General features: G+C 60.3%; 9 protein-coding genes. 4 read left to right on the top strand and 5 right to left on the bottom strand.

The features are described from left to right. Nucleotides 1-133 precede the first annotated feature (133 nt). Complete coding sequence (trxA, locus tag ACE3O2_RS11795) at nucleotides 134-460, bottom strand: thioredoxin TrxA (protein WP_168877175.1); 327 nt, start codon at nucleotides 458-460, stop codon at nucleotides 134-136. A 294-nt stretch (nucleotides 461-754) separates the two neighbouring features. Here trxA and ACE3O2_RS11790 point away from each other — a divergent pair, with 294 nt between their 5' ends. Together ACE3O2_RS11790 and aac(3) are read left to right on the top strand one after the other, a co-directional pair. Then, nucleotides 755-1,525, top strand: coding sequence for a hypothetical protein (locus ACE3O2_RS11790; RefSeq protein WP_168877174.1), 771 nt, complete (start codon nucleotides 755-757; stop codon nucleotides 1,523-1,525). Nucleotides 1,526-1,625: 100 nt separating this feature from the next. Next, nucleotides 1,626-2,447: an aminoglycoside 3-N-acetyltransferase gene (gene aac(3), locus ACE3O2_RS11785; RefSeq protein ID WP_374337715.1), complete on the top strand. Its 822-nt coding sequence runs from the start codon at nucleotides 1,626-1,628 to the stop codon at nucleotides 2,445-2,447. 35 nt (nucleotides 2,448-2,482) lie between these two features. On the opposite strand, the gene lpdA is transcribed toward aac(3), so the two are convergent. The 4 genes from lpdA to ACE3O2_RS11765 all read right to left on the bottom strand — a co-directional run bounded on the left by lpdA (nucleotide 2,483) and on the right by ACE3O2_RS11765 (nucleotide 10,879). Continuing rightward, nucleotides 2,483-4,243 (bottom strand): dihydrolipoyl dehydrogenase, encoded by a 1,761-nt coding sequence (lpdA, locus tag ACE3O2_RS11780; RefSeq protein WP_374337713.1) that lies wholly within the window; start codon nucleotides 4,241-4,243, stop codon nucleotides 2,483-2,485. 9 nt (nucleotides 4,244-4,252) lie between these two features. Continuing rightward, nucleotides 4,253-5,974, bottom strand: a complete 1,722-nt coding sequence (gene aceF, locus ACE3O2_RS11775; protein ID WP_374337711.1) for a dihydrolipoyllysine-residue acetyltransferase — start codon at nucleotides 5,972-5,974, stop codon at nucleotides 4,253-4,255. 68 nt (nucleotides 5,975-6,042) lie between these two features. Continuing rightward, nucleotides 6,043-8,706, bottom strand: coding sequence for a pyruvate dehydrogenase (acetyl-transferring), homodimeric type (gene aceE, locus ACE3O2_RS11770; protein ID WP_374337709.1), 2,664 nt, complete (start codon nucleotides 8,704-8,706; stop codon nucleotides 6,043-6,045). Between the two features lie 577 nt (nucleotides 8,707-9,283). Then, nucleotides 9,284-10,879 carry a peptide chain release factor 3 gene (locus ACE3O2_RS11765; protein WP_168877170.1) on the bottom strand — a complete coding sequence of 532 codons (1,596 nt, stop codon included), beginning with the start codon at nucleotides 10,877-10,879 and terminating at the stop codon, nucleotides 9,284-9,286. 285 nt (nucleotides 10,880-11,164) lie between these two features. Between ACE3O2_RS11765 and crcB the strand changes: the two genes are divergently transcribed. Continuing rightward, a complete protein-coding gene (crcB, locus tag ACE3O2_RS11760) occupies nucleotides 11,165-11,545 on the top strand; it encodes a fluoride efflux transporter CrcB (protein WP_374337706.1) in 381 nt (126 codons plus the stop codon). Between the two features lie 45 nt (nucleotides 11,546-11,590). Continuing rightward, nucleotides 11,591-12,154 carry a thermonuclease family protein gene (locus ACE3O2_RS11755; protein WP_374337704.1) on the top strand — a complete coding sequence of 188 codons (564 nt, stop codon included), beginning with the start codon at nucleotides 11,591-11,593 and terminating at the stop codon, nucleotides 12,152-12,154. Nucleotides 12,155-12,269 lie beyond the last annotated feature (115 nt).

The raw sequence follows: 12,269 nt of genomic DNA, 5'->3' as shown, positions 1-12,269 counted from the left end.
CTGATCCGCTAATCGGGTGTAAAGGACTGAAAATATAAGAAGAAAACAGGATGCTGCTGGAACATCACCCGGGCGGCTCTGGATTCAAGAGCGGAAACCCGGGCGAAACAAATTTGCGCGGATACTAGCGGGTTTACAGGTTGCTGTCAAGGAATGTGGTCAACTGGGATTTGGACTGCAAGCCCACCTTGGTTGCCACCACATTGCCATCCTTGAACAGCATCAGGGCGGGAATGCCGCGCACGCCATACTTCTGCATGGTGCCGGGGTTCTTTTCGGTATCCAGCTTGGCGATCTGCAGCTTGCCAGCATATTGCGGGGCCAGCTCATCCAGCACCGGTGCCAGCATGCGGCACGGGCCACACCATTCTGCCCAGAAATCCAGCAGTACTGGCTTATCCGATTGCAGAACGTCCTTTTCAAAGGAGTCGTCCGTTACATGTTTGATATGTTCGCTCATGGTATGTCCTTTAGTCGGGGTGCGGTGCAATGAAAAGCAGAGGCGTGAGAGGCTGGATACCGTTCCATCCTAGCCCATGCCCGGCCTGCTGTGAAGCTGGAGCAGTGCTTTACGCATAGCTGGGGGCGGTTGTCGTGATTACAAGGGGGCAGGCCCAATCTGTGCCGGGAAACGGGTGATCCAATAATGAATGTAAATTCGCTTGATCTCTGCTACAGTGGGCGACAGCACCCCGAGATCATCGGGTAGGCCTATAACTACAGCTATGACCCCAAAGACTGTGGAGACACTAAAATGCAATGGATGAAACAACTCGGCGCAAGCCTGTTTGCAGTATTGCTGATGTTGGCCGGTACGGCCCAGGCAGAAGACAGTGCGGTAGCACCGGCGCGTCTGGTCGGTGAATGGAAGGGCAAGTGGTATCTGGAGCAATTCCAGTTTGAGGACAAGATGGTGTTGCGGATTGACGCCATCGAAGGCTCCACCCTGAAGGGTGTGGTCTCCTTCTTCGGCACGCCAAATGGTGATGTGACCGGGCCCATGATGGATGCGCAATATGCCCCCGACAGCAAGATGCACTTTGGTGCGGTGAATGGCGAAGTCACCATTGACCTCAAGCCGGTTGAGCGTGACGGCAAGCTGTCGATCCAGGGCAAGTTTGAATACAAGGGTTATGTTGGAGTGGTGAAACTCTCCGACTTTGCCCCCGGCACCGCTACCGCAACGACCACCCCGCCAGTAGCTGGCAATGCGGATTTGCTGGGTGAGTGGAAGGGCAAATGGCTGCTGGATCAGTTCCAGTTTGAGGACAAGCTGGTGGTGAAAGTGGACCAGGTCGATGGCAGTAAGGTCATGGGCCAGGCGCTGTTCTACGGTACCCCGGATGGTGATGTAGCCTATGCCTTTGAGGAAGGCAAGATCGAGGGGGATGTGGTCAAGGCCCGGCTGAAAAATGGTGAGGTGACCATCGAGTTCAAGGTGGTGACCAAGGATGACAAAAAGTCGATCCAGGGCAAGTTTGAATACAAAGGCTATGTTGGCGTGATCAAGGCCGGTCGCAGCTGAGCGCTACCGGCGTCAGGCCCCACCCAACACCCCGCTGCGGCGGGGTGTTGTTTTTGGGGCGGGCCGGACCCATGTCATCCCTGTTAAAACCGGAGGGCTTATGCTGACCATTGGAGAACTACAGTACTGGAGTCCGGCTGAGCTGCAGGCCCACCTGCGGCAATTGGGGCTGAAAGCGGGTGATGAGGTGATGCTGCACGCCGCCATGCGGCAGGTTGGCCCCTTGCTCAATGGCCCTGATGCCCTGATCGCCGCCATCCTTGCCGTGATTGGTCCGCAGGGGACCTTGCTGTGCTATACCAACTGGGATCAGCAATACGAGGATGCACTGGATGAAACTGGCGCCGTACCTTCGCTGCTGAAACCACATATCCCGCCGTTTGACCCACAGTGCTCCCGGGCCAGCCGCGACCATGGCGTGATTGCGGAACATGTACGCAGCTGGCCGGGGGCGCTGCGCAGCGGCAATCCTGGTGCATCAGTAGCCGCGATTGGCGCACAGGCCGCGTGGTATACCGAAGCGCACCCCATGCAGTATGGTTATGGCGAGAACTCCCCATTTGCAAGGCTGGTGGCGCGCAAGGGCAGGGTGCTGTTGGTGGGCGCGCCGCTGGATACTGTCAGCTTGCTGCACCATGCCGAGCACCTGGCCGACATCCCGCGTAAGCGGGTGGTGCGTATGGAGGTACCATTGCGGATAGAAGGGGAGACGTTCTGGGTCTGGCAGGAGGAGTTTGATACCTGCGATCCCGTGGTGGAGGGACTGGCAGACGACTACTTTGCTGACATTGTGCAGTCTTTCCTGTTGCAGGATGGTTGTCTGGGCGAGGTAGGCCATGCGGCCAGTGTACTGCTGCCGGCAGACCGGCTGGTGTCCTACGCAGTGGATTGGCTGGAGAATTGGAGCAACCAGCAGGCTTGATGCACCCGGCACCCTTGCGGGTGCCGGGAACCGTCTTAACGCTTGCGTTGCGGCGGTAGGTCGGTGCAGCTGCCTTCAAATACTTCTGCAGCCAGACCAACCGACTCACCCAGCGTCGGGTGGGCGTGGATGGTTTTGCCGATATCTACGGCGTCTGCGCCCATTTCCACAGCCAGGCAGATTTCACCCAGCAGATCACCTGCGTGGGTGCCGACAATGGCACCACCAATAATGCGATGCGTTTCAGCATCAAAAATCAGCTTGGTGAACCCTTCGTCGCGACCATTGGCGATGGCACGACCACTGGCGGCCCACGGGAACACACCCTTCTCGTAGCGAATGCCTTGCGCTTTGCACTGGTCTTCGGTCAGGCCAACCCAGGCCACTTCCGGGTCGGTATACGCTACCGACGGGATCACCTTGGCGTCGAAGTAGGCCTTCTCACCATGGGCGGCTTCTGCCGCCACATGGCCCTCGTGCACCGCCTTGTGTGCCAGCATCGGCTGGCCGACCAGATCGCCAATCGCAAAGATGTGTGGCACATTGGTACGCATCTGCTTGTCGACCGGGATGAATCCACGCTCGTTGACCACCACACCAGCGGCTTCGGCGTTGATCAGCTTGCCATTCGGTGCGCGGCCGGCTGCCACCAGCACCATGTCGTACAGCTGCGGCTCGCTTGGCGCGCCTTCGCCTTCAAACCAGACCTTGATGCCTTCCGGCAAGGCTTCCACCTTCACGGTCTTGGTCTTGAGCATCACGCGGTCGAACCGGTGCTGGTTCATCTTCTGCCACACCTTGACCAGATCGCGGTCTGCGCCCTGCATCAGGCCATCGAGCATCTCTACCACGTCCAGGCGGGCACCAAGTGAGGAGTACACCGAGCCCATTTCCAGCCCGATGATGCCACCACCGATAATCAGCATCTTCTTCGGAATCTGCCGCAGCTCCAGTGCACCGGTGGAGTCCACAATGCGCGGGTCTTCCGGGATGAAGGGCAGCTTCACCACGCGCGAACCGGCGGCGATGATGGCCTGCTTGAACTTGATGACCTTCTTGCCACCAGCCGCCAGCTCCACTTCCAGATGGTGCGGATCCACAAAGCGGCCAACGCCTTGCACCACCTCCACCTTGCGAGCCTTGGCCATGCCGGCGAGGCCGGTGGTCAGCTTGCCGATCACCTTTTCCTTGTAGCCACGCAACTGGTCCAGATTGATCTGAGGCTCGCCAAACTGGATGCCATGTGCGGCCATCTGGCGGGTTTCATCCAACACGGCTATTGTGTGCAGCAATGCCTTGGAGGGGATGCAGCCTACATTCAGGCACACGCCACCCAGCGTGGCGTAGCGCTCCACCAGCACCGTCTTCATGCCGAGGTCGGCAGCGCGGAAGGCGGCGGAATAGCCGCCCGGCCCGGCACCCAGTACCAGCATGTCGTACTCTCCGTCGGCACTGCCAGCAAAGCTGGCCGCCGCCGGGGTTGCTGCGGGAGCGGGGGCCGGTGTCGAGGCAACGGCGGCCGGGGCGGGGGCTGCTGCGGGGGCTTCCGCTGCGGCAGCGGCTTCGATCACCGCCAGCACGCTGCCTTCAGACACCTTGTCACCCAGCGCCACCTTCAGCTCCACGATGGTGCCTGCCGCAGAGGCGGGCACTTCCATGGTGGCCTTGTCGGTTTCCAGTGTGACCAGTGAATCATCCACCTTCACGCTGTCGCCCACTTTCACCAGCAACTCGATGACATCGACGTTCTTGTAGTCGCCAATGTCCGGCACCTTCAGTTCAATACGGGTCGTCATGTTGGCCCCTTACAGCATCACCCGGCGGAAATCCGCCAGGATCTGTGCGAAGTAGGTGTTGAAACGGGCGGCTTCCGCGCCGTCGATCACGCGGTGATCCCACGACAGGCTGAGCGGCAGCATCAGGCGTGGCACAAACTGCTTACCATCCCACACCGGCTTCATGCTCGACTTGCACACCCCCATGATGGCCACTTCCGGCGCATTGATGATCGGGGTGAAGTAGGTGCCGCCAATGCCACCCAGGCTGGAGATGGAGAAGCAGCCGCCTTGCATCTGCTCGGGCTTCAGCTTGCCATCGCGCGCCAGCTTGGCCAGCTCGCCCATTTCCTGGGCAATCTGGAACACGCCTTTCTGGTCGACATCGCGAATCACCGGTACCACCAGCCCGTTCGGGGTGTCTGCGGCAAAGCCGATATGGAAGAACTGCTTGAGGACCAGCTGGTCGCCATCGAGCGAGGCATTGAAGGTCGGGAACTTCTTCAGCGCTGCTGCCGCCGCCTTGAGCATGAAGGCTAGCATGGTGACCTTGACGCCGCTCTTCTCGTTTTCCTTGTTCAGCTGAACGCGGAAGGCTTCCAGCTCGGTGATGTCAGCATCTTCGTGGTTGGTGACATGCGGAATCATCACCCAGTTGCGATGCAGGTTGGCACCGGAAATCTTCTTGATGCGCGACAGCGGCTGCTTTTCCACTGGGCCGAACTTGCTGAAGTCGACCTTGGGCCATGGCAACACGTCCAGGCCACTGCCACCACCGGCTGCGGGCGCGGCGGCTGCGACGGGCGCACCGCTGGCCAGCTGCTGCAGCGCGCCTTTGACAAACTGCTGCACGTCGCTTTGCACGATGCGGCTCTTGGGGCCGCTGCCTTTGACCTTGGACAGATCAACACCCAGCTCGCGGGCAAACCGGCGCACCGACGGGCTGGCGTGGGCCTGGGCAAAGCCGACTTCGTCAATCGGCGTAAACGCTGGTGCGGCGTGTGTGGGCATCAGGTTGCCATCCATGCCGGCGGACACCGGCGGGTTGCTGACGGAGGCGACAGGCGCAGCGGCGGTGGCAGCCTGTGCAGCAACCGGTGCTGCGACCAGGGCAGGGGCTGCAGCAGGGGCTGGCGCTGCTGTCGCACCACTGCTGGCGACCGTGATGATCAGGCTGCCTTCCGATGCCTTGTCGCCCACCTTCAGGTGGACACTTTGCACCACGCCTGCGGCGCTGCTCGGTACTTCCATGGTGGCCTTGTCGGTTTCCAGCGTCACCAGCGAGTCATCCACCTGCACCGTGTCACCAACCTTGACCAGCACTTCGATGACATCAACGCTCTTGTAGTCACCGATATCCGGCACCTTGACTTCGACTACACCGCCTGCGGCAGACTGGCTGGGTGCGGGTGCGGGTGCGGGTGCGGGTGCGGGTGCGGGTGCGGGTGCGGGTGCGGGTGCGGGTGCGGGTGCGGGTGCGGGTGCGGGTGCGGGTGCGCTGACGCCTGCTGCGGCAGCCTCCACCCGGACCAGTACGCTACCTTCGGATACCTTGTCGCCCAGCTTGATCAACACCTCTTTCACCACCCCGGCGGCGGCGGCGGGGACTTCCATGGTGGCCTTGTCGGTTTCCAGCGTCACCAGCGAATCATCCACCTGTACCGTGTCGCCAACCTTGACCAATACTTCAATCACCTCGACATCCTTGTAATCGCCAATGTCGGGTACTTTCAGTTCAATGAGCGTGCTCATGTCTGTTCCTGTCTAGTGTAGCGGGCTGCCGTGGTGAGGCAGCCCGGTCGATTCCAGCGTGGAAGCCCTTATACGGTGGCCGGATTGGCCTTCTCCGGGTCCAGACCATACTTGGTGATGGCTTGCGCCACCACATCGCGACCGATCTTGCCTTCCTTGGCCAGCGCCGACAGCGCCGAGACGGTAATGAAGTAGCGGTCCACTTCAAAGAAGTGGCGCAGCTTGCGGCGAGTGTCCGAACGGCCAAAACCATCGGTACCCAGCACCACGTACTGCCCCGGCACCCAGTTACGGATCTGGTCTGCGTAGTTGCGGATGTAATCGGTGGTGGCAATGAACGGCCCTTGGCGGCCCGACAGCTGCTCCTCCACATAGCTCAGCTTCGGCTCGGCGGTCGGGTTCAGCAGGTTCCAGCGTTCCGCAGCAACCGCATCACGCTTCAGCTCATTGAAGCTCGGCACGCTCCAGATGTCCGATTCCACACCCCAGTCGTCGCGCAGCAGGTCGGCGGCGGCGATGGATTCGCGCAAGATGGTGCCGGAGCCCAGCAGCTGCACCTTCTTGTCGCTGTCCGCACCTTGCTTGAACAGGTACAGGCCCTTGAGAATGCCTTCCTCCACCCCTTCCGGCATCTCCGGGTGGGTGTAGTTTTCGTTCATCAAGGTGATGTAGTAGTAGATGTTTTCGTTTTCGGCGTACATCCGGCGCAGGCCGTCCTGCACGATGACCGCCACTTCATAGGAGAAGGTCGGATCGTAAGACAGGCAGTTCGGGATGAAGCCCGCGAACACATGGCTATGACCATCCTGGTGCTGCAAGCCTTCACCGTTGAGCGTGGTGCGGCCGGCGGTACCACCCAGCAGGAAGCCGCGCGCCCGCATGTCGCCCGCTGCCCAGGCCAGGTCACCAATCCGCTGGAAGCCGAACATCGAGTAGTAGATGTAGAACGGAATCATCGGCACGCCATGGTTGGCGTAGGCCGTCGCCGCAGCAATCCAGTCCGACATGCCGCCTGCTTCGTTGATGCCTTCCTGCAGGACCTGGCCGCTCTTGTCTTCCTTGTAGAACATCAGCTGTTCGCTGTCCTGCGGCACGTACAGCTGCCCGACCGAGCTCCAGATGCCCAGCTGGCGGAACATGCCTTCCATGCCGAAGGTGCGGGATTCATCCGGCACGATCGGTACCACGTGGCGACCAATATTCTTGTCCTTCACCAGCATGCCCAGCATCTGCACAAAGGCCATGGTGGTGGAGAGTTCGCGCTCACCGGACGATTTCAGCAGGCGCTCAAAGGTGCTCAGTGCCGGGATGTCCAGCGCGGTTTCCACTGGCTTGCGCGAGGGCAGGTAGCCGCCCAGTGCCGCGCGGCGACCCAGCATGTACTGCATTTCCGGGCTGTCGTCGGCAGGCTTGTAGAACGGTACTTCCGGCAGTTGCTCGTCGCTGACCGGGATGCGGAAGCGGTCACGGAACTCGCGCAGCGAGTCGATATCCATCTTCTTTTGCTGGTGGGTGATGTTCTGTGCTTCACCGGCACGGCCCATGCCGTAGCCCTTGATGGTCTTGGCCAGAATCACGGTCGGGCGGCCGCCAGGATTGTTCACCGCCTGATGGTAGGCGGCGTACACCTTGTGCGGGTCGTGACCGCCACGGTTCAGACGCCAGATGTCCTCGTCGGACATGTTGGCGACCATTTCTTCCAGTTCCTTGTACTTGCCAAAGAAGTGGACGCGCACATAGCGGCCATCCTTGGACTTCATGGTCTGGTAATCGCCGTCCACGCACTCTTCCATGCGCTGCTTCAGCAGGCCCTTGGTGTCGCGTGCCAGCAGCGGGTCCCAGAAGCTGCCCCACACCACCTTGATCACGTTCCAGCCCGCGCCACGGAAGTCACCTTCCAGTTCCTGGATGATCTTGCCGTTACCGCGCACCGGGCCGTCCAGACGCTGCAGGTTACAGTTGATGACAAACACCAGGTTATCCAGCTTTTCGCGGCCAGCCAGCGAAATGGCGCCCAGCGATTCCGGCTCATCCATTTCACCGTCACCGCAGAAGCACCAGACCTTGCGGTTGGTATCTTTCGACAGGCCGCGGCTTTCCAGATACTTCATGAAGCGGGCCTGGTAGATGGCCATGATCGGGCCTAGACCCATGGACACGGTCGGGAACTGCCAGAAGTCGGGCATCAGCCACGGGTGCGGGTAGGACGACAGACCGCCGCCATCCACTTCCTGACGGAAGCTGTTGAGCTGGTCTTCGCTGATACGGCCTTCCAGATAGGCGCGCGCATAGATGCCGGGCGCCGAGTGGCCCTGCATATAGACCAGGTCGCCGCCGTGTTCGGCGGTGGGTGCATGCCAGAAGTGGTTGAAACCCACATCGTACAGGGTGGCAGCCGAGGCGAAGGAGGCAATGTGGCCGCCCAGCTCGGAAGAATTCTTGTTGGCGCGAATCACCATCGCCAGTGCGTTCCAGCGAATGTACGACCGGATGCGTTCTTCCAGCGCATGATCACCCGGGCTGCGTGCTTCCTTGTGCGGCGGAATGGTGTTCAGGTAAGCGGTGGTCGCCGAGAAGGGCAGGTGGGCACCGGTACGGCGCGCCTTGTCGGTCAGCGTTTCCAGCAGGAACTGGGCGCGTTCGCTACCTTCGTTTTCCAGAACGCTTTCCAGCGCTTCCAGCCACTCCCGGGTTTCTTGCGGGTCGATGTCATTCGGTGGTAGTGCAGTCATCGTGGACCTCTTGCTCTTGATGTTGTCTCGCAAAGGCAGCATAGCCTGTTGGCGGGCGGATGGCCTGCTTTCAGGTGTCAGTTTGCCGGTGGTTTTGGATCAGGCAGAAACAGCTTGTAGCGCCAGTATCCGGGAACGCCAAGGCTACGGGCTTGCGCTGGGTCAAGCGAGTCGGGGGATGGGGATGCTGTACAACGTATCGGTACCGGATCATGCCCTTGCCTTGTGGATGGGGTCAGTGCGCTGGCGCACATGCGCAGCGCCAGCCGACTGGCACACTACAGTTGCGCCGTATTATGCCTACTGTGTACAGGTGAGTAAAGTGTAGTAAAGGTACATTGTTAGCGCACAAACAAGTGAGATTTTGACAGTGAATTGCCATTTGTGCGCCGCATCATGCCGTATAAGGCGCATCCTGCCTTGAGAGGTAGATGGCGATATGCATGATTTTCGCGTATTGAAACTACAAAGCCTGCGAAATATTAGTGAGGTAATTATGCGTGAACGCTGATTTTATTTTGCGGGCGGGCAAGAAAAAGGCGCGCCAGTCTGGCGCGCCTGCCATGAAGGCGTGGAATTACAGCTGAGCGGCGTGTTCCCGGGTGGCGTGAAACACCACATCTGGCCAGCGTTCCTGCGTCAGCTGCAGGTTCACGCGGCTGGTGGCCAGGAAGGCCAGATTGCCGCCCGCGTCGATCGCCAGTTGATGCACCAGCGCCTTTTCAAATTCAGCGCGCTGCTTGCTGTCCTTGAAGCTGACCCAACGGGCGGTGGCCGTGCTGGTTGATTCAAACACGGCGTCCACGCCGTATTCGTTGGCCAGACGGCTGGCCACCACTTCAAACTGCAGTACCCCCACGGCCCCCAGAATGATGTCGGCACCGTTCAGCGGTTTGAACACCTGCACCGCCCCTTCTTCACCCAGCTGCTGCAGCCCTTTGTGCAGCTGCTTGATCTTCAGCGGGTTGCGGATGCGGGCGGCCTTGAACAGTTCTGGTGCAAAGAAGGGGATGCCGGTGAACTGCAGTACTTCACCCTCGGTGAAGCTGTCACCAATCTGCATATTGCCGTGATTGGGGATGCCGATGATGTCACCCGCCCAGGCCTCTTCCACCTGCTCGCGCTCGTGTGCCATGAAGGTCACCACGCTGTTGGCGGAAACATCACGGTTCAGGCGCACGTGTTTCATCTTCATGCCACGCTCGAACTGGCCGGAACATACCCGCACGAAGGCAATGCGGTCACGGTGTTTCGGGTCCATATTGGCCTGAATCTTGAACACGAAGCCGGAGAACTTGGCTTCGGTCGGTGCTACATCGCGCTGCATGGTGTGGCGATTGCCCGGTGCGGGAGACCAGTCCACCAGTGCATTCAGAATCTCGCGCACGCCGAAGTTATTGATGGCAGAACCGAAGAACACCGGCGTTTGTTTGCCGGCCAGGAAGGCCTGCAGGTCAAACGGGTGTGAGGCCCCCTGCACCAGCTCGATTTCGTTGCGCAGCTGCTGGATTTCCAGCGGGAACAATTCATCCAGACGCGGATTGTTCAGGCCGTCGATCACCTCGTTGACCAGCTGGTTGGCGGATTCCTGACCGGCGTCGAACAGTACTACCTTGTCCTGCAGGATGTTGTACACCCCGCGGAAGGTCTTGCCCATGCCGATGGGCCAGGTAATGGGCGCGCACTGGATCTGCAGCACGTTCTCCACCTCGTCCAGCAGCTCCAGCGAGTCGCGCACTTCACGGTCGTACTTGTTCATGAAGGTGACGATGGGGGTGTCGCGCAGGCGGCAGACATTCAGCAACTTGATGGTTTGCTCTTCCACGCCCTTGGCGGCGTCGATCACCATCAGTGCCGAATCCACGGCGGTCAACACCCGGTAGGTATCTTCAGAGAAGTCCTGGTGGCCGGGCGTGTCCAGCAGGTTGATGACGTGCTCGCGGTAGTCGAACTGCATCACGCTGGAGGCGACGGAAATGCCGCGCTGTTTTTCAATCTCCATCCAGTCGGAGGTGGCGTGGCGGCCTGATTTGCGCGCCTTGACGGTGCCGGCGAGCTGAATGGCTCCCGAGAACAGCAGTAGCTTCTCGGTCAGGGTGGTTTTACCCGCATCGGGGTGGGAAATTATGGCGAAGGTCCGGCGACGGCCGACTTCGTTAGCGATCTGACTCATGATGTTAGCCTTGGGCAAGGGCGGCACCGCAGCCGCCACAGCAATACAGATCGACACCGGCAGCATGGGCGGTGTCGATGATATGTTCGGGTATTCCGCTGATCAAAACAGGGGTTTTACATGGCTCTGGCCTGGTTCGGGGTCGGCAGCGTGCAGTGCACTTGCCGGAAAGAGGCTTGCGATTGTACGTAAGCGCATGAATCAAATCAAATTTCATATGCCTTGCTGCCGCAAGGGTAGCGCTCTGGCACAATCTGCAGCCAGATGCAGCAACAGGAGAGGGACATGATGTGGTTGGCGGTAGGGGCGGGGGCTGCACTGGGGGCCTGGTTGCGCTGGGGCTTGAGTGTGTGGCTGAACCCGGTATCCAGCTGGTTGCCGCTGGGCACCTGGCTGGCCAATCTGGGGGGCGGCTACTTGATGGGGTTGGCAATGGGGGCGATTTTGGCGCACCCGCACTGGTCAGCGGAGACGCGGCTGTTTATCATGACCGGCTTTTTGGGTGGCCTGACCACGTTTTCCACCTTTTCCTCAGAAGTGCTGACCCATTTGCTCAAGGGTAACTGGGTGGCCGCAACCGGGATGATCCTGTTGCATGTCTGTGGCTCGGTGATGTTGACCCTGCTCGGTTTCTGGCAGGCGCAACAATGGTGGGGGCGGACCTGAGTCGGAGACAAGGAAATGCGCAGGCAGTCGATACTTTCTGCGGTCATGCGGTTGTTGAACGCCCGCAGTGGCACCGCGCGACTGATGGCCATGGTAGCCTTGCTGCTGGCATTGTGGGCGGGCTGGCAATGGCAGGGGCGCGGCGGCCAGCATCGTGCGGCTGCGGGCGAGATTGTCGGTACGGTGGTCGGGATATCGGATGGTGATACCTTAACGGTGCTGGATGCGGATCATCAGCGCTACAAGGTGCGGCTGGCCTTTATTGATGCGCCAGAGAAATCTCAGCCCTATGGCATGCGTGCCAAGCAGGCGCTGTCTGATCTGGTCTATCAGCAGCAAGTGCGGGTGAAGGTGGTGGAGCAGGATCGCTATGGCCGTAATGTCGGGCAGGTCTGGCTGGGCGAGCAGGATGTCAACTTCCGGCAGGTACAGCAGGGGATGGCTTGGCACTACCAGCAGTATGCCCGCAAGGGCCAGTCGGGCGAGGACTTTTCCCGGTATGAGTCTGCGCAGTCTGAGGCGCAGGGGCAGGGCTCCGGCTTGTGGGCAGACCGGTCGGCAGAGCCACCGTGGCAATATCGCCGCAACCAGCGCGACGGGGCGGGCTGATTCGGCAGAAAGCCGCACCACAGGCGGCATCTCGTGTCATAATATGAAACATGACGTCAGGGTCATGATGGGCGTGGTGCAAGCGCCGCATGGCCTGCTTTGAACCCATCCACAG

Source organism: Leeia sp. (genome assembly GCF_041909055.1).
Taxonomy (GTDB): domain Bacteria; phylum Pseudomonadota; class Gammaproteobacteria; order Burkholderiales; family Leeiaceae; genus Leeia; species Leeia aquatica.
Note: the sequence above shows the minus strand (reverse complement) of the source record. Positions and strands in the feature narration are given on the sequence as shown.

What these genes read in the sequence shown, in the direction of transcription:
- trxA (WP_168877175.1), bottom strand. Translation starts at nt 460, where the DNA reads ATGAGCGAACATATCAAACATGTAACGGACGACTCCTTTGAAAAGGAC.
- ACE3O2_RS11790 (WP_168877174.1), top strand. Translation starts at nt 755, where the DNA reads ATGCAATGGATGAAACAACTCGGCGCAAGCCTGTTTGCAGTATTGCTG.
- lpdA (WP_374337713.1), bottom strand. Translation starts at nt 4,243, where the DNA reads ATGACGACCCGTATTGAACTGAAGGTGCCGGACATTGGCGACTACAAG.
- aceF (WP_374337711.1), bottom strand. Translation starts at nt 5,974, where the DNA reads ATGAGCACGCTCATTGAACTGAAAGTACCCGACATTGGCGATTACAAG.
- aceE (WP_374337709.1), bottom strand. Translation starts at nt 8,706, where the DNA reads ATGACTGCACTACCACCGAATGACATCGACCCGCAAGAAACCCGGGAG.
- ACE3O2_RS11765 (WP_168877170.1), bottom strand. Translation starts at nt 10,879, where the DNA reads ATGAGTCAGATCGCTAACGAAGTCGGCCGTCGCCGGACCTTCGCCATA.
- crcB (WP_374337706.1), top strand. Translation starts at nt 11,165, where the DNA reads ATGATGTGGTTGGCGGTAGGGGCGGGGGCTGCACTGGGGGCCTGGTTG.
- ACE3O2_RS11755 (WP_374337704.1), top strand. Translation starts at nt 11,591, where the DNA reads ATGCGGTTGTTGAACGCCCGCAGTGGCACCGCGCGACTGATGGCCATG.